This window comes from Polyangiaceae bacterium (assembly GCA_020633235.1).
Taxonomy (GTDB): Bacteria; Myxococcota_A; Polyangia; order Polyangiales; family Polyangiaceae; genus JACKEA01.
On record JACKEA010000007.1, the window covers coordinates 597,188 to 614,603 of the forward strand.

Genomic DNA, 17,416 nt, shown 5'->3' on the forward strand with positions numbered 1-17,416 from the left:
TTGTCGGTCCGCCGCGAGCCGCTTCGGAACCCTCGAAGGAGGGGAACCTCGCGGCCCGCCCGCGGGACTACTCGATCGTCGTGTTCACGACGGTCGGGTCGGCCTTGGCGATGATGTAGAAGCCGGGGAAGCCGGGGGTCTCGAAGGTGCCCTTCGGGTTCAGGCGGAAGATGGAGTCCGTGAGCGTGAGGGAGCCCGTCTTGTTGTTGCTGACGAAGAAGACCGCGCTGCCGCCCTCGTTGGCCTGGTTGTGCTCCATGAGCGAGCTCGTGACGTTGAGCACGATCTCGTTGCCGTCGTTGTAGACGGCGCCACCGTTGCCGCCGTCCCCGGAGTTTGCTCCGTGGCCCACTGCGGTGTTGTACGAGAACAGCGAATTGTAGATGTTCCAGGAGACGCCGATGCTGCTGAGCGCGCCGCCGTTGGCGCAGGAGTTTCCGAGCCCGTCCTTGCCGCCGAAGGTGCTGTTCACGACCCACACGGGGCGCGCGGGGCCGGCGCCGGGGGCGACCAGGTAGTCGAGCTTGCGGATGGCGCCGCCGCCCACGTCGGAGCCGAGCGGATCGCACACGTTGTTGAAGAAGCGACAATTGACGACCTTCAGGCTTCCACCCTGGGCGTGAATCGCGCCGCCGCCGCCGGAGTTGTTGGAGCCGTCGGAAATGCCGACGGCGCTGCCGTCCACGAACGTGAGGTTTTGCACCACGAGCTGCACGCCGGGGTTCGTGTTGCAGTCGCCCGGGCCGGGCGGATACACCTGCGCCTTGTCGCAGGTGGCCATGTACAGGATGCGAACGTTGCCGCCGCCGCTCAGCGTGACCTTGCCGCCGCCGTCGATCACGAGCTTGGTGCCCTTGTCGTTGAACACCTTGGCGGTCTTGGTCAGGGTGATGGTGACGGGATCGGGCCCGCAGTCGAAGGTGATGATGCCGCCCTTCGCCACCGCGCTCACGAACGCGTCGCCCGTGCAGCTCGCCGGCGTACCGTCGCCGATCACCGTCGTGGGGGACGACACGTCCTCGGCTTGACCGGCGGCGGGCACGGCCGCGTTGCCGTCCGGCCAGCCCGCGGGCGGCCCATCATCGGGATTGGTCGCACCCGCGGCTCCGCCGCTCGCGCCGCCGCCGGTGCCGCCAGCGCCCGTACCACCGCTGCCCCCGGTGCTGCCGCCGCCGCTCCCGCTCGTGCCGCCGCTGCCACCGCCGCCGCTCGCGTTCGAGCCGTCGTCGGAACCGCAACCTGTGGTGAACGGAACCAGGGCAATCGCCAACGCCACGATCAGCGGAGCAGAGTGAGGCTTCATACCGAGATTATCACCGGGCCCGCGAAGCCGCGCAATCGACCGCGTCTCGCAGGGCGACGCGACGGGTATCGCGCCGCCCCGACATTCAATCTCAGAAGGCCTGTTCCATGCGCTGAATGTCGCGCTTGATGTCGTAGGGTTGGTCAAAGCTGGGGCGTGGCGCGGCGGCCGGGGGTGCGGCGGACTTGCGGTTCATTTCGAGGACCAGCGTTGGGGGGTATTCGAGCTGATACTGGATCGTGAAGCTGCGCTTCTCCTTCGGCTTCAAGCTCAACGGCCAGCGCAAGATGCCCTTGGAGTTGGGCTTCACGTTGGGGCTGATCTTGACGCCGCTCACCACGATGTCGCGATCTTCGGACACCGGGATGCGATCCGCGAGGTCGAGGGACACGGCCTTCTGGGACAGGTTCTCCACGGTGATCACGAAGGCGAGCTGCATCTGCGTGCGCTGCTTGCGCACCAGCGCGCTCCGCTTCTTGTCGAGCACGCGGGAGAGCTTGATCTGATCCGCCACGTTCAAGAACACGGAGAACTCTTCGCCCTCCGCAACGAAGTCCAGGTTGGTCATGCCCAAGAACGCGCCGCCTTGATACAGGGCCACGTTGCCCGGCAACAGCGATTGCCCACTGTCGTTCAGCATCTCCAAGGTGCGCGCGGCGTTGAGGGACTGCTCGGGAGCCGCCACGATGGCCTTCTTCGCCTTCAAGGTGGTGCGGCCCAGCGGCACGCGAACGGAGCGGCCGTCCGCCCGCACCTTGGTGGTGCTCATGCCCTTGAACTGCTTCGTGGTTCCGCGCTGCGAGAGACTCTGGAACAGCTGCACCGTCTTGCTCTGGATCACCTGCAGGTACTCGAAGTTGGTCTTGTACGTTTCTTCGAAGCTGCTCCCCAGGGCAGCGCTCTGCACGCGCTTGTTCCACAGGCGGTTCTGCTCCTTGAACGCAGCCTCGGCGCGCTGGAAGGACGCGGAGCGCCGCTCGATGCTGCGCGTGGCAGCGCGCGTGTCGCCCAAGGTCAGCGCCTCCAGCTGCGGGATACGCATGGCTTCGGTGGAAGACTGCGTCGAGAAAGCGAGCTCGGCGTCGTCCCAGTTCTCACCCGTGGCCTGGGTGACGACGGCGTACGAGGTGAGCTCTGCCGAGGTGCCATCCCCCGCGGCGCGGAGCTCGTGCGCGGCTTCCCAAGTGGCGCCGGGCAACATGTAGTTGAGCTGTAGCTGGGTCTCCGCCGGAGCCTTGCTCTGCACGGTGACGAATACGTTCGTCTCTTCGAGCTGGCGCAGCCCACGCAGATCTTCCAGGCGACGCTTGCTGGCTTCCACCTGCGGTGCCAGCGCTTCCCGCTCGGCCTTGACCGCGCGCCGCCCCTTCGCGATGTCGCGCAGCTTCTTGCCGATGAACTCCACGACGTCGGCGTAGGTGCGGACGCCCACGCTCCCACCCCGTGGACGCTCCCCTGCGGTCACGTCCTTGTCGAGCTTGTCGAGGGAGAACGCCTTGATGTCCTCGATCTGCTTGGCCTGTGCGTCCAGCACGGCGAGCTCGTCATCGAGGGCGGCCAAGCGCTCTTCGAGGGCACGCGCGTCGTTCTCGGCCTTGCGGTAGGACTTCTCCGTGGCGCGAGAGAGGTGGCTGCGGGTGACCTGCACGTCCAAGATGCGACCTGCGGTGGTGGCGGCGCGCACGGAGCCGTCGTCCACCCAACCTGGCAGGTGCCGGAAGGCGTACACGGTGGGGGCCGTGGTGAGCGCCGCCTTTCCCTGCCGGGCGACGAGGGCGCGATCGGAGTACACCGTCACCTTTCGGATCGACGATTCGACGGCGATGGCGTTGGGGTCGTCCTCGAACACCACGGTGCTGGCCCGGGGCCCCGTCGGGTCGACGGGAGCGCTCTTTTCGTGAGCCGAAACCACGGGTTTCGTCGTTGCCGCCGGGGGCGAGCAGGCCCCGAGCAAAAGACAAACCCCGACCACCATCCGCTTGATCGACATCATCGCACCGCCAAGTTGTAACGGCGCTTAGACGCACGACCGCGTTCGAGGATCTTCGAGGGGAAGAAATTCGGCTCTCCAGTCGCATTCGTCGGGCGCCGTTCAGAACTGTGATCTTCGCCAGCGCACCAGCGAATGGAACGCGCGAGCGGCGGGCAGAAGAAAGTGGCGCGATGTCTTCGCCAGCGCCGGCGTGAGCTCCCGAAGGAGATCGCGACCCTATGTCGAACTTAGTAGACAAGCGTCACTGGCGAATGTCGTCCGTAGTGCCGCGCAGGGGGGAACGCTTCGGCCGCCGAAATTCTGCGCGCCCGTCACTTTTCCAAGCCCACGATGCGAGCGAGCTTGACGGAGTAGCCATCGCCGGGATGGCGATCGATGTAGCGTTGCGCCAGCGCGCGCGCTTCGCCGTGGCGGCCGGCCTGGGCCAACGCGCGCACGCGGAGCAGTAACGCTTCCGCGCCCAGGGCGTGGGACGTGGACGCTGCGTCGTAGCGGTCCAGCGCGGCGAGGGTGGCGCCCGGGTTGCCCGTGCGGAGCGAGCGGCGGGCTTCGTCCAAGAGCGCGATCTCCCGCGAGAGGGAGCTCTTGTCGGAAGGCGCTGCGAAGCTCGCCACGGACGGCCCGGGGGCGGGCTCTGCGCTGGGCTCGGCGGCGGCGAAAGCGGCCCGCGGCGCCGGTGGCGGCTCGGCGCTGGGCACGGGCGCCGCTTGTTCCACCTGCGGCGAGGCGACATGTACGGCCGTGGCTGCCGGCGGCGCTACCTGGACGACGCGCGGCGGAGCTTCTTCTTTGGCGGACAACGTCAGTGCCGCCGTGGACGTCACCATCCCGGCGACGACGCCGATGCCGAGCCACTTGAGCACCAACAGCGTGAGCGTCGGTTTGCTCGCCGCCACCTGGGCGACGGTGGCCGCGCCGGCGGAGATGCCGAGGGCCGCGGCCGCGGTCTTCACCGCTTCCGGGGACGGACCATCTCCCAGGCCGGAAGCGAGCACCTTCTGCACCCGAGGATCGAGGTCGCTGTCGACGAGGCGTCGGAATTCGTCGCTCACGGCTCACCTCCGGTGCGGCTGGCATCCAAGAACAAGCTCCGCGCGCGGCGCAGCCGTGTCTTCACCGTGCCCAGGGGCACGTCGAGCGCGCGAGCGATCTCGGCGAGCTCGAGCCCTTCGAGCTCGAACAGCACGAAGGGCGCGCGGAGCTCCAGGGGCAGGGCGTCCAGCCAGGCATCCAAGAGCTCTCGGCGCTGCTTCATGTCCAAGAGCTGCTCGGGATCCGGCTCTGCCGCGCCCTGCTCGGCGACGGTTTCGTCGGCTTCGTCGCGGCGGCGACTGGCGCTGCGCCGTGCGTTGGAGGCGACCCGCAGGGCCACGCTCATCAGATATGCGCGCTCGCTCTGCTTCTCCACGCGCTCCAGGTTCTTGCTCACCACCAGGAACACCTGTTGCGCCGCGTCGTCCACGCTTGCTTCCGGTACACCGAGGCGGCGCAGCGTGCGCCACACCCAGGCGTAGTGCGCGGCGAACAGCCGCTCCAGCCGCCGCGTGGTGGGAGCAGCCTCCGTGCGGAGCGCCACGGCCTCGTTCACAGCCGCGCTCCGAGCGCAGCACCCACGTAGCCGGCCAGGCTCGGGATCTGGTGCGCGGTTTCGTCCGGCGCGAAGTAGAAGCGATCTCTCGCGAGGGGCGCCACCGCGCCGCCTTCGACCGTGACCGCGAGCACGCCGAAGCCGACGACGCCCGCCCGCAGCTGGGCACCGGGGCCGTACCAGGTTGCGGAAGCAGAGCGGCGGTTTCGAGTGTCGTAGCCGCTGCCCGAGAGCTTGCCCGCGTCGAAGGTGGCACAGGGCTCCACGAACCACCCGCCGCTGGCGAGCTGTGCCGGGCACGCCGCGAGCCGCAGCGCCCACCACGACAGATCAGCGCTCCCAGTCGCCGTGTCCGCCGTGCCCTTCGACACCAAGCCCGATAGCCCGAGCCGTGCATGATCGCGCGTCACTTCCAGGCCGAGCCCCAGATAGGGCCGGAGCTCCGGCGCCACGCCGCTCGTCATGCCAAAGGTGACGCCGCCTCCGAAGTGAAATGCGGGTTCCGACTTCACGACGCGGGGCACCGGCGCCATCGCCGGAGGCGGCAGCGTTGGTGCTGGTGTGGGAGCCGGGGGCGGCGGCAACGGACCGGTGGCTGCATCGGGGTCGAGGGCCAACGCCAGCATCAGCGCCAGCGCGCTCACCACTTCGTCGCAGTCTGCGCCCTCCACCTCGCGCTCGGTGGTCGCGCCGGCTTCGCTCCAAGCCATGGTGCCGTGCGCCGATCCGTTTTCGCCCTTCACTTCCACGCTGACGTCCAGTGCTCCGTGCTCCTTCACACGCCGAGCGAGCCCCGTGCGGGCCTGCACTTGCCGCAGGAGCTCGCCCTCGCCCGGGCACAGGCCCCGGGCGTGATACGAGAGTGTGAAGCTGTTCGCGTACGCCACCGACTCGTGCGTGACAAAAGCTGCCACGACGCAGAAAAGTCCGATGAGCCGGCGAGCGCCGGTCAAGCATTCACCCGCATGCGTGGGTTCGACAGTATGCGCTCACCGCTCTAGATGCACTGAGTTCCGTCGAAGCACTTGCCCGCCGGGCACTTGCACACCGATACATTGTGGCTGTTCTGCGGAGAGCACGAGCACGCGCCAATGCTGCAGGTGTCCGGGAAGTCGCTGGTGGCATTGCAGCACAGGTTCTGCTCCACGGTGCCACCGGAGCTCACGCAGCTCGAGGGCGCACCGCCCGCTCCGCCACTGCCGGCTGCACCGGCCGCGCCACCGCCGCCGCCAGCACCGCCCAGTCCATTCGGAACGCAGTCACTTCCGTCCCAACAGGAGTCCGTGGGGCAGTTGCACACCTTCACGTCGTGGCTCGAGCTCGGCGCACAGCCGCACGCGCCCACGAGGCACGTGTTCGGAAAGTCCCCCGTCGCCTGACAGCAGAGAGACGTGGCCACCACGCCGCCTGCAGTCGTGCACGCCGACTCCGCGCCGGCACTTCCCGCCACTCCGCCGCTGCCGCCCGCTGCGCCGGCCTGTCCGCCGGAGCCTCCCGTCGCGCCGCCGCTGCCGCCCGTCGCGCCACCGGATCCCGCCTGCCCGCCGCTGCCGCCGAGCTCGTGGTCGTCACTGGAGCAGCCCACCAAGACGCCGAGGGACAGCGCCATCCAAGCCATGGTTTGAAGTCGCATGTTTCTTCTCCTGCCAAGCAATCACTCGGGCAATGTCCGGCGGGCGGCCCCAGGATTTGGCAGCGACGAAAAAAAGTGGAGGGGCGTTTCCGCGCCGCCCCGACAAGAGGAAGACGAAGGTTTAGGGTTTTTGTTGGTCCGGCGCGAGCCCCGTCACTCGTCGCCCACACCGTAGCGGCCGAGGAGCTTCCCGAAGTAGCTGCGATCCATCCCCATGCGGCGCGCCGCTTCGGAGCGATTGCCGCCACACTCCTCCAACAGGCGCTCGAAGAAGACGCGACCGAAAGTGTCCGTTATGAGTTGCTTCTGCTCTTGAAACGATCGTGAAGGATCGGAGATGCGACGGAAGAAGCTCTCCAGCTCGTCGCTGCTCTGCTTGACCTGTGGGTCGAGGGTGCCCAGGGCGCGATAGGCGTGCACGGCGTTGCGCAGCTCGCGGCCGTTGCCCCGCCACTCGCGCCGGCCGAGCTCGGCGAGGATGTCTTCTGGCAGCTCCGGGAGTCCGGTGTGGCGCGCAAAGTGATTCGCCAACAGCGGGATGTCCTCCGGGCGCTCCCGCAACGGCGGCACGTTCAACGTGACCACGGCCAGGCGGAAGTAGAGATCCTCGCGGAACTCACCGGACTGCGTCATGCTCCGCAGATCGCGATGGGTTGCCGCGATCACCCGGACCCGGACTTGTCGCACCTGCTGCTCGCCAACGCGCTGCACGTCGCCGGTCTCCAGGGCGCGCAGCAAGAGCGGCTGCACGTCCAGCGGCAGCTCACCGATCTCGTCCAGGAACAGCGTGCCGCCATCTGCCAGCTCGAGAGCGCCGACGCGCGTTTCCACCGCTCCCGTGAAGGCGCCCTTGCGATGTCCGAACAGCTCGCTGCGGGCCAGATCACCCCGCAGGGACGCGCAGTTCACCAGCACGAAGGGTCCGTCACACAGCGCCGAGCCCTGGTGCAGCGCCTTCGCGATCAGCTCCTTGCCCACGCCGGACTCGCCGTGCACCAACACGTTTACCAAGGAGCCCTCGAGACGCGAGAGCTTGCTGAACACGTCCAGCATCGATTTCGAGCGGCCGAGCAGGCCGCGGTAGGCGAGACGCTCCCGCGCGGAAGGCGTCTCCAGCTGAGTCAGATCAGGGTCGATGCTGATGATGGAGTCGCCGACCTGGATGCGGCTTCCCGGTGGCAGCACCACGCGGTGGATGCGGGTGCCCTGGTAGAAGGTGCCGTTGGTGCTGTCGAGGTCCGTGACCTCAACGCCTTCCGCCACGAGCTCGATGCGAGCGTGGGAACGCGAGACGCGAGGATCATCGATGATGACGTCGGCGCTGGCGCCGGCGCCCAGCAGCACGCCACCGGATTCCAACAAGCGCTGCGCCGGCTCCGCGGTCCCGCCCCGCACCGTGAGCACGATGGGCAAGGGGCCGGCTTGGGGCCGACTCGTCAGCAGGGTCTCGTCGTCGCGGGCGGGCCTCACTTCGAGGGGAAAACTGGCACAACCCTCGGAGCCCGCCAAACCCCATTGCGACAATTCGGCCTTCACGCGGACTAAAGCAGGCCGGGGACGCCTCCGGAGCAGTATTCGCTGCGCCCGAAGGTCTTGTCGTCGTAGCCCAATATGTTGAGGATGCTGACGAGCAGATCGTTGTTGCTGGTGCCGGGCACGTCCAGGTGGCGTCCGGTCTTCAGCGCGCCGCCGGCCCCGCCCGCCAAGATCACCGGCAAGTCCCAGGTGTAGTGATAGGCGGCGTCCCCGTGGTCGCTCAAGCTGAGCACCAAGGTGTTGTCGAGCAGCGTTCCGTTGCCCTCGGGGATGGAGTCGAGAGCGTTCAAGAGGTACGCGAGCTGTTCCATGTGCCAGCGCAAGATGGCGCGCTTGACTTGCCGATCCGAGAGCGGCTGATTCTCCACCGGGTCGTGGATGTAGTCGTGCCAGTTGCCATAGGTAGTGCCTGCGTAGGGAATGCTGACGCCGGTCCACGGGAACTGGTAGTTGCTCGTGGTGTTGAAGGCGATGGTCGCGACGCGAGTGAGGTCACACGCCAGCGCCATGGTCACGAGATCCGAAAACAGCTTGCCGGTGGTGTCGTGATTGCCCAGGTCCACGCTGCCTGGCAGAGTCGGCTTCTGGCAACCGGCGCCCCCGGAGCCGTTGGTCTTCAGCCGGTCTTCGATGTCTTTCAGGTAGCCGGAATGGGCATCCAGGCGCTGGCGATCGGAGCTGCCCAAGCGCTCGCGGAAGGTCTGGAAATTCTCCTGCGCTGCGCCGAGCACGGCCAGGTCGCGCTGGAGCTTGTTCTGGGCGTTGGGATCCGTTGGAGACGACAAGCCCGAGAACAGCGTGTCGTACAGAGCTTTGGGATCCGCCTCTCTGGAGGTGACTGGTTGGTCCGCCGCGGAAAAGGAAATGATCGTGTCGGTCGTGACTTGCGTCTCACCGATCTGTACGTCGACGCTGCGCTTCGGCGTGACCGGCCCGAGGCGCTCCGCGTACACCTGCTCCACGCTGGGCCCGTTGGACCAGCCTTCCATCGCGCCGCCCACCACGCCCTCACCGGTGAGGAGTCCCACCTTGCTTCGACCGTGCCCCGACAGATTGGTGGGGAGCTCCGCGGTGGGCGTGGCCAAGCCGCTCAGCACCACGAGCTTGTCCTTGAAAGGCTCGAGGGGACCGAGCAGGGCCTCGCTCGCGGGCACGGCGCCGGTCAGATTGAACCCCGCGCCGGGTTTCCATTCGTCTACCAACGTGCCCGCTTCGTGAAAGAACACGATCAGACGAATCGGCGACGTGCTCGGTGCGGCACCGGCGATGCGTTGCATGTAGGGCAAGAAGGGCAAGCTCAGGGACGCGGCGCCGAGCCCGGCCAGGAATTTGCGTCGCTGGATCTTCACGGGGCAGCCTCCATGTCTGCAGGCGGGCGATAGAGGAACGACTGGGTCTGGGTCAGCTCCACGATCAGCGCCCGCAGGTCCGTGCCGCTGCCCACGAACTCGTCGCCCAAGATTCGAACCTGACAGTCGTCGCCGGATTCGAGTGGACGGCCCGCGGCAAACCGATACCACTGGGCTGCGAAGCAGCTCTTCACTTGCGGGCTCTGGGCCAAGTGCGCCGAGAGCTCGAGGGCACCGTCGAAGGTTCCGTCCGCGCTCTTGCTCTTCAGGATCTCGCCGGTGGCGTCCACGGGCTGCTGACCATCGGCGGTTCGCCAGGTGCCCAGGGCGTCGTAGTGCTCGAAGCCGAAGCCAATCGGATCCATGGCATCGTGACAGCTGGCGCAAGTGGGATCCGAACGGTGCAGAGCCAGCTGTTCCTTCAAGGTCTTGGTCGGATCCTTCGCGGGCAGTGTGGTGTCCACGTTTGCGGGCGGCGGTTTCATCGGTTGGCACAAGAGCCCTTCCCGCACGAAGCGCCCGCGCTTGGTTGGGGAGGTCCTGCCGGGGTGCGCGTGGGCCGAGAGGAAGGCCGCGGTGGTGAGCAGGCCGGCGCGCTGATCCGCGGGCAGCTCCACCGTGCTCCAGTCCGACGGGGCCTGAACGCCGTACATGGCGGCGAGAGACGCGTCTACGGGGCGATGATGCTCGAGCAGCAGGGCATCGAGAGTGGCCGAGGGGCCCCAGGTGATCTGATCGGCGAAGCGCGTGACCTCTTCCTTCATGGACGCCACCAGCGCGGGGCCGAACTGGGGAAACTCCGTGGCGTCTTTCACGGCGTCGTCCAGCCGCGGCAGCTGCAGCCATTCCCGGTAGAAGCGACCCACCGTGGCGTGGGCGCGCGGGTCCTCCAACATGCGCTCGGCTTCGGCCCGGACCTGCGCTTTGGTGCGGAGCTGCCCTGCAGCGGCGTGCTGGAACAGGGTCGCGTCCGGCATCGAGTCCCACAGCAGGTACGAGAGCTTCGATGCGATCTGGTAGTCGTCGAAGCGCACGCGCGCGCCGTCTTGCAGCGCGGGGTCCGCGCGCTCGTCGAGGTACAAGAACTGCGGGCTCATGAGCTCGGCGCGCACCAGCTCCGCGAGCGCCGACGAGAAATCGATCGACAGCGGACGCACGGTGTCGAACAGCTTCTTCAGCGTCTGGGCTTCGGCGGCGTCGAGGGGGCGGCGCTGGATCCGCGGCGCCTGCTCGGACAGGAACACGTCCAGGCATGCCGCCTCGCTCTTGGCTGCCGGGTCGCAGCCGAGCCAAGCGGGCATCACGGTCGCCAGAGCCGTGGAGACGTCTTCAGCGGCGTCGGCGATGGCTTCGGCGCCCACTTGGTCGACGATGTTGCGTGTCAGATCGTTGCTGAAGGTGTCGACGACGTGCGCCTGTGGGAACTTCGCGCTGGGCGTAACCGCACCCTGGAACAGCTCCTGGATCGTGTTCTCGTACTGCTGGCGCGTGATGCGCCGGAGCGGGCTTGGCCCTGGCGTGTTTGCGTTGCACGCTTGGGTCGAGGAGGGCGGTCCGTCGACAGAACCGCCTCCAGGTTGGGAGATTTCACCAGCGCACCCTGCGACGGCCGCCATCGCGAGGGCGCTGGCCAAGTGCCAGCCAGGACGAGTCACCTCGGTGGGAACAGCAAGGGGCGTTCCAGCCCAAAGTGGGCGAATTTTCGCCGTTTTCGTTGGGTCCGAATGGACCTATCGGACCCGATGAAGGGTCCATTGTCTCCAGTGGGAGGAGGTGCGCAGGGACGGAATGAGCGTCGCGCGATGGAATGCGTGCGCGGTACATGCCTTGCACATCGCCGCGGCCATGAAGGGTGCGCTGCTGGGGCTCGTGGTCGTCGCTTGTTCTTCTTCGCCCTCGCCGGATTCTCCCGCTGGTGCTCTCGACGCGGGCTTGGAGTCTTCCGTGAAGGCGGACAGCTCCGCTGGTGGCTCGCCCGCCGTAGACGCCGGTGACAGCGAGGCAAGCGCGCCGGAAGCGGGCGGCGTGGTGCTGACGGCGGCGCACTGCCCCGGGGGGAAGGCGGGCCCCGCCGTGGGTTCCGAGCTGTTCGTCGCCGCCAGCGGAACCGACGGGCGGATCGCTTCGACCCTCGACGGCGAGGTTTGGCAGGACGTCACCACTTCGTCGAAGGGACCTACGACGCCCGGGCACACCCGAAATCTCATTCGCGGCGTCGGCTACGGCGGCGGCATCTTCGTGGCCGTGGGTGGCTACGATAACGCGTACATCTCGACCACGTGTGATGGCGTGAACTTTCGTCAGGACGTGCTGGGCACCAACACGGACGCAGCGCCGTCACCTCCCTACGACAACTTCTTGGAGGAAGTGACCTTTGCCGATGGTGCGCTCATTGCGGTGGGCGGCGCGGGACTTCGCTTGCGCTCGACGGACTATTCGCTCACCTGGCAGAGCACCGGAAGCTACTACGACGGACATCTCCGCGGCGTCGTGACGGGAAATGGTCGCGTGGTGGCGGTGGGCCACGACTGGGGCGGGGGCAACGGGATCTGGACGACCAGCACCGACGCCGGCGCCAGCTGGGCGCCGATGCAGTCCGCGCCCGGCGAGCTGTACGATATAGCCTACGGCAACGGCGTGTTCGTGGCCGTGGGGCCCGACCACTGCGTCACGTCGGCAGATGGCAGCGCATGGTCTCCCTGTGATGCCAGCGCGGGCAGCGCCTTTCGCGACGTTCGTTTCATCGCGGGCAAATGGTACCTGCAACGCTTGGACGGCAGCTACGTGAGCTCCGCGGACGCCACGGTGTGGTCCGGCTCTTCGCCCGGATTTCTACCGCTGGCCACGGCACGAGGTACGTCGCGCTTCGTGATGGTGAACGTGCAGACTCGCGGCTACTCCACGGACTTCGTCAACTGGAAGGAGTTCCCCTATCCAGGATTGGAGAACCTCACGGTCGGCACCGTGACCTACACGCCGTGAGGCGCCTGGTTTGTTTGCTCCAAAGGCGTGGACTCGCTTCCCCCACCATCCTCGACGTCCCTTCCGATCTCGGGCGACTTTTCCGTGCAGCCGGATTGGCGTGGCCGTTGCTAGTTCTCCGCCCGGCTGTAAGCAGCAGCCCCCGATCAGGAGGACATGAATGAGGACATACGCGATGATCTTCGTGGGAGCAGCCTTGGCTGCCGGATGTGGTGGGGCGGGCGATGGAGAGACCGGTTCGGTTCAGCAAGGCTTCGAGCTCGGCACTTGGATTGCCGCGTCCTATCATGGCCTCGACGTTGGCGGTTCCCACGGCTGCGTCATCGACAATTGCGGGGGGATCCAATGCTTCGGTCGCAACGACTACGGGCAGGCAACGGTACCGAGCTACCTCCGCCACAATCGCTGGAAAGAAGTGAGCGCCGGCACGCTCCACACCTGTGGGCTCACGACGAAGGGCAGCATCCATTGCTGGGGCAACGACTACTTCGGTCAGGCGACTCCGCCAGTCGGCACCGGTTATCAACACATCGACGCGGGGCCGAGTCACACCTGCGCGATCGACAGCGGCGGCAACCCGCGGTGCTGGGGCAACATCACCACGCCACCGCCCGCATCCGTCGTCAACGCGACGGGCATCGCCTCGGGCCACGGCTACGCCTGCGCCGAGTACGACGACCCCAGCCTCCGGACCAAGATCCTGGGTTGCTGGTCGGGAGGATCCGTGGCGCCTTCGCCGTCGCACTTCTTCAGTCTCCTCGGTTCCACCCCACCGCACGGCACGAGCGCCGGCCGCTATCACGCATGCACGCTGCGGGGTAGCCAACTCCTGTGCTGGGGCAGCAACACGTATGGAGAATCCGACGGCAAAGGCCTGCGCGGAGGCAATGACCCGTTCGCCGTTCTCGACGAGGAAGATCCCGCGGGGACCCGAATCTTTCCGGCGTACGCGCCCGGAATGTACGGGTGGACGGCGGTGGCGGCGGGCTACTACCACACCTGCGGGCTGAACAGCGGCTACGCAAATCACATCAGCAGTCCGAGCAACGCATTCTGTTGGGGCAGTGACTCGTTTGGCGAGTCGAGCGGCATTCCGAGCCAGCAGTTCACCGAGCTTTCCGCGGGAGCGTACGTGAGCTGCGGGATCACCAGCGCGAACGACGTGCTGTGCTGGGGCCGAACCGTGGACCTGCCGGCACAGCCCGCACTGCCGACGCAGTGTTTGAGCTACACGCTGCCCTCAAAGCCCACGTTCTAGCCGCATCCGATGTCCAACGAGCTCCGAACGACGGCAGTCGGGTTTGTGTTCAGTCTGCTGCTCTGCGGCTGTGGCGCGTCCCTCGTCACCTCCACTCGAGGTACGAGGGGCGCGGAGGTCGGTGTCGTCAAGTACTTGAACCAGGGCATGGGCGCGGTCATCGATTCCCGCCGCCAGAGCGCGCTGGAGCTGATGCAGCGTGACTGCGGTGGCGCTTACGAGATCGTGTGGGAGCGGAGCTTTGCCGAAGCGATCCACTATCGTCTCATGGGTCCCGACCTGCGCGACTACGGATCCGCGACCGAGAACCAGGACTACTGGTACATCGGCTACGTCTGCGAACATCAGCGCTCGTCGGCGAGGCGCTAGCTTCCTGTGCTACCTTGAGCCGCTCCTTGGCTCTGGAAGAGTTCTTCAAGCTTTCGCAGGTCGTGGCGGTGTCGCTGCTCGCGGGCTGCAACTCCATCATTTGGCCGGATGGGGACCTGGACTTCAGCGGCACGCACGACGCTGCGGCCAGCACCTGTTTGGGCGCGCCCTTCGTCGACGACTTCGAAGCCGGCCCCTCTCCCGCGTTGTGGGACCTGTTCAGCTCCAACGCGACGGTGGACTACGACGGCGGAACGCTCGGCTTGACCTTCGTGCCGACCCCGGCGTTGAACGTGAGCCTGAGGTCGAAGCACGCGCTGGACATGCGTGGCCGTCGCGTGTGGCTTCGAATCGACACGCCGCCGCGGGCAGATACAGGTACCAAGCTGCAGTTTGCGTTGGAAAGCAGCGCGAGTGTCGGCTTCTACATGGAGCTGATCTCGGGTTCTTTGGCAGGCTACCACCGAGCGTCCCAAGCCGACGCTCCGAGCTACGACTTCAACAACGTACCGTTCGATCTCTCCAAGCATGCGTATCTCCAGATCCGCCACGATGGCAGCGAGCTGCACTTCGAGACGTCCGGCGACGGCACTCATTTCATCGAGCAGGGCACGGTGAGCTCTCCGCAGCTCGCCTCCCTGGACGCGATCGACGTTCAGGTCTTCGTTTGGGGTGGCAGCTCCTCGCAGACGGAAGTCGTCCGGCTCGACGCCGTGGGTGGGACCGCGTGCAACTGAGAGTCGTCGCGCTCGCGTTGACGTTGTGCTTCGCCACGAGCGCGCGGGCCCAGACGGCGTCTCAGGCGGAGCAGGCCATCGAGCTCGGGCGCCAAGGCCTCGAAGCGTTCCGACAGGGCCACTACCAAGAAGCTCTCGCTCGTTTTCGCAGCGCCGATGGGCTGTACCATTCTCCCGTCTTCTCTCTTTACATGGCTCGCTGTCTGGTCAAGAGCGCGAAGCTGCTGGAGGCCAAGGCGCTCTATCAGCGAGTGGTTCGCGAGCCCAAGAGTCAAGACGAGCCCGCGCTGTGGAAGGAAGCGCGGGTGGACGCGGCGCGGGAGCTCGACGCCCTGAGCATACGGATCCCGACGCTCTCGATCCGGATCGTGAACGCTCGCCCTGGGCCGCGGACGACGCAGGTGGACGGCAGCGAGATGAAGCCGGGGATCGTGGAGCTGGATCCCGGACCGCACGCAGTGGAAGCGCTGGATGCCAGCGGGCGCCGAGTGAAACGGCAAGTCACGCTGGAAGAAGGACAGAACGCCAGCATCACCTTGGACTTCGGCGCTCCGCCGCCGCCCCCCGCGCCACCACCTGCGCGGCGTGTGATCTCCGAGCCCGTACGCTGGCCGGGGATCGTCGCGCTCAGTGTGGGCGCCGCGGGTATCGGGGTGGGGGCCGTCACGGGTGTTCTGGCGAAGCGCGACGCCGATGCAGTGCTCGACGGGTGCACCGGTTTGAAGTGCCGCCCGGAAGACGAAGACCGTGCCAGCCGTGGGCATACGTTGGGCACCGTGAGCACCGTGAGCTTCGTCGCCGGGGGTGTCTTCGCCGCGACGGGCGCCGCGCTCCTTTTGTGGCCGCCCACGCGCTCGCGGGTTCAGCTGGCGCCGACGGTCGGCGGGGTCATGGCGCGGGGGCGGTTTTGATCGGAATGCCGAAGTCCGAGTCGCGCGTCACGCTCTTGGGCTGAGGCTTGGGCTTCGCCGCGGGGCGGTACGGTGCAGCGCGCTTGGGCTGTGGCGGTGCGGCGACGGCGGTCGTCGTGGGTACCACGACGGGTGCGCTCGTGCTGGGCGCCGCGGGCACGGGCTCGGGGGCTTCTCGCGTCTCCACCTCGGGCTCCGCCGAAGGCATTGCCGTGGCGGGAGCCGGTTCCGCACTGCCGCGCGACACCAGGTACGCCACGGCGACGATCGCAATCATCGCGATGCCGCCCCCCACCAGGCCGGCCCGGCGTCGCGGGCTCGAGCGCGGGCCGAGCGTTGCCCCCGGCAGCGGGCTCGAAGCCACGGGATGGATCGACTCCACCTTGTCGTCGCCAGGGGGCGTCGCCATCGTGGTGGACGAACGCCCCAGCGTCTTCACCGGGCTCCGCGCGCGCCCCGTACTCTCCATGGCGCCATGGCGCCGCGCGATGGCAGCGAAGTCCTGAGCGAACGCCAGCGCGGAGGCATAGCGGTCCTGCGGCTCCCGCGCGAGGGCGCGCAACAGCACGTTGTCGAGCTCGCGCGGCAGTCCGTCCACGCACTCCGAGAGCTTGGGGATCGGATCGCACAGCACCTGACCCATCACGTCCCCCGCGGCTTGCGCGTCGAACAACGGTCGACCCGCGAGCATCTCGAAGGCGACGGCACCGAGGGACCAGATGTCGCTACGTTGATCGAAGGGCGCAGAGCGCACTTGCTCCGGGCTCATGTAGCGCGGCGAGCCTACCGTTTGCCCGGTCGTGGTGGCATCCGCCGTCAGGTCGTCGGCCAGGGCCTTGGCCACGCCAAAGTCCAAGAGCTTCACGACCTCCACGCCGCCTTCTTGCGCCAGGAACACGTTGCTGGGTTTCACGTCGCGGTGGACCACGCCCTCCGCGTGGGCGACCTCCAGCGCCGCTGCGACGCCCGACAGGATCCGCGTCGCCTCGCTCACGCTCGAGACCTGCGTGCGATCCAGCCGGGCGCGAAGATCTTCCCCCTCGAGCAGCTCCATCACCAGGTACGGCGTGTCGTCCTGCACGCCGTAGTCCGAGATGCGCACGATGTTCGGACCGCGCAGCCGCGCCGCCACCTTGGCCTCGCGACGAAAGCGCGCGCGCAGCTCGCTCCCGCGCTCTCCGTGGGCAAAGGTGATGGTCTTCACCGCGACGTCCACGTCCAACTCCACGTGCCGCGCGACCCACACTGCGCCCATGCCGCCATGGGCGAGAACCCGGGTGAGACGATACTTGTCCCCGACGACCTGTCCTGCGGAGAGCCCGAACACGCTGCCGGGAGCATACCAGCTTATCCACGACGGGCACTCTCGACGCGAGGTTCCGCGCCGAACCAACATTCATCGATTCATGTCGGTGGGATTTCGCTTTCGCCTTCGCTTCTTCTTCGGCGCAAAGAGCTCGGCGCCGCAGTGACGGCACTGTTTCGCCTCGGCCTCCACGACTCCGCCGCACGCGCCGCAGGTGGCGGTGTTTGCCACTGCACCGCGCAGCGGGTTTCGGAAGACAAGTACGCCCCCCTAACCCCAGTGCTCACCCGAGTTGGTCCTCTCTCGCAAGCGGCGGCTCAACGACGATCTTTTTATCGGGTGGCTTGTCGATTCGGCGCGGAATCAGCCCGTCGATCGCGGAACGAGCAACGCCAGGGCGCGCCGAAGCAGCTCGAGCTCGCCGATCAGGGGGGATCGGTCGCCCCCCAAT

The 17,416-nt window shown here is 67.3% G+C and carries 15 protein-coding genes; 5 read left to right on the forward strand and 10 right to left on the reverse strand.

Features of this window, described 5'->3' with window-relative positions; all coding sequences use genetic code 11:
• Positions 1-67: 67 nt before the first annotated feature.
• From H6717_35975 to H6717_36015, 9 genes are all read right to left on the reverse strand, one after another.
• Complete coding sequence (locus tag H6717_35975; GenBank protein MCB9582491.1) at positions 68-1,303, reverse strand: hypothetical protein; 1,236 nt, start codon at positions 1,301-1,303, stop codon at positions 68-70.
• Positions 1,304-1,394: 91 nt separating this feature from the next.
• Positions 1,395-3,215 carry a mucoidy inhibitor MuiA family protein gene (locus H6717_35980; protein MCB9582492.1) on the reverse strand — a complete coding sequence of 607 codons (1,821 nt, stop codon included), beginning with the start codon at positions 3,213-3,215 and terminating at the stop codon, positions 1,395-1,397.
• A gap of 392 nt (positions 3,216-3,607) precedes the next feature.
• A complete protein-coding gene (locus H6717_35985; GenBank protein ID MCB9582493.1) occupies positions 3,608-4,348 on the reverse strand; it encodes a tetratricopeptide repeat protein in 741 nt (246 codons plus the stop codon).
• On the reverse strand, positions 4,345-4,884 hold the full coding sequence (locus H6717_35990) for a sigma-70 family RNA polymerase sigma factor (GenBank protein ID MCB9582494.1): 540 nt from the start codon (positions 4,882-4,884) through the stop codon (positions 4,345-4,347). Before H6717_35990 ends, H6717_35985 begins: the two co-directional genes overlap by 4 nt.
• Complete coding sequence (locus H6717_35995) at positions 4,881-5,798, reverse strand: hypothetical protein (protein ID MCB9582495.1); 918 nt, start codon at positions 5,796-5,798, stop codon at positions 4,881-4,883. The genes H6717_35990 and H6717_35995 overlap by 4 nt, the downstream gene beginning before the upstream one ends.
• Positions 5,799-5,881: 83 nt before the next feature.
• The gene (locus H6717_36000) at positions 5,882-6,517 is read right to left on the reverse strand and encodes a hypothetical protein (GenBank protein ID MCB9582496.1); all 636 of its coding nucleotides are present in this window, start codon (positions 6,515-6,517) and stop codon (positions 5,882-5,884) included.
• A 153-nt stretch (positions 6,518-6,670) separates the two neighbouring features.
• The gene (locus H6717_36005; protein MCB9582497.1) at positions 6,671-7,987 is read right to left on the reverse strand and encodes a sigma 54-interacting transcriptional regulator; all 1,317 of its coding nucleotides are present in this window, start codon (positions 7,985-7,987) and stop codon (positions 6,671-6,673) included.
• 71 nt (positions 7,988-8,058) lie between these two features.
• Complete coding sequence (locus H6717_36010; protein ID MCB9582498.1) at positions 8,059-9,402, reverse strand: DUF1552 domain-containing protein; 1,344 nt, start codon at positions 9,400-9,402, stop codon at positions 8,059-8,061.
• On the reverse strand, positions 9,399-11,057 hold the full coding sequence (locus H6717_36015) for a DUF1592 domain-containing protein (protein ID MCB9582499.1): 1,659 nt from the start codon (positions 11,055-11,057) through the stop codon (positions 9,399-9,401). Before H6717_36015 ends, H6717_36010 begins: the two co-directional genes overlap by 4 nt.
• Before the next feature lie 190 nt (positions 11,058-11,247).
• Between H6717_36015 and H6717_36020 the strand changes: the two genes are divergently transcribed.
• The 5 genes from H6717_36020 to H6717_36040 all read left to right on the forward strand — a co-directional run bounded on the left by H6717_36020 (position 11,248) and on the right by H6717_36040 (position 15,659).
• On the forward strand, positions 11,248-12,384 hold the full coding sequence (locus tag H6717_36020) for a hypothetical protein (GenBank protein ID MCB9582500.1): 1,137 nt from the start codon (positions 11,248-11,250) through the stop codon (positions 12,382-12,384).
• Positions 12,385-12,544: 160 nt separating this feature from the next.
• Entirely contained in the window at positions 12,545-13,642 is a 1,098-nt protein-coding gene (locus H6717_36025; GenBank protein MCB9582501.1) for a hypothetical protein, read from the forward strand.
• A gap of 9 nt (positions 13,643-13,651) precedes the next feature.
• A complete protein-coding gene (locus H6717_36030) occupies positions 13,652-14,011 on the forward strand; it encodes a hypothetical protein (protein MCB9582502.1) in 360 nt (119 codons plus the stop codon).
• Positions 14,012-14,025: 14 nt separating this feature from the next.
• Positions 14,026-14,748, forward strand: a complete 723-nt coding sequence (locus tag H6717_36035; GenBank protein MCB9582503.1) for a hypothetical protein — start codon at positions 14,026-14,028, stop codon at positions 14,746-14,748.
• Positions 14,739-15,659 (forward strand): tetratricopeptide repeat protein, encoded by a 921-nt coding sequence (locus H6717_36040; GenBank protein ID MCB9582504.1) that lies wholly within the window; start codon positions 14,739-14,741, stop codon positions 15,657-15,659. Before H6717_36035 ends, H6717_36040 begins: the two co-directional genes overlap by 10 nt.
• Here H6717_36040 and H6717_36045 read toward each other — a convergent pair.
• The gene (locus H6717_36045; protein ID MCB9582505.1) at positions 15,637-16,986 is read right to left on the reverse strand and encodes a protein kinase; all 1,350 of its coding nucleotides are present in this window, start codon (positions 16,984-16,986) and stop codon (positions 15,637-15,639) included. The two genes, H6717_36040 and H6717_36045, sit on opposite strands and share 23 nt — an antisense overlap.
• Positions 16,987-17,416: the final 430 nt, after the last annotated feature.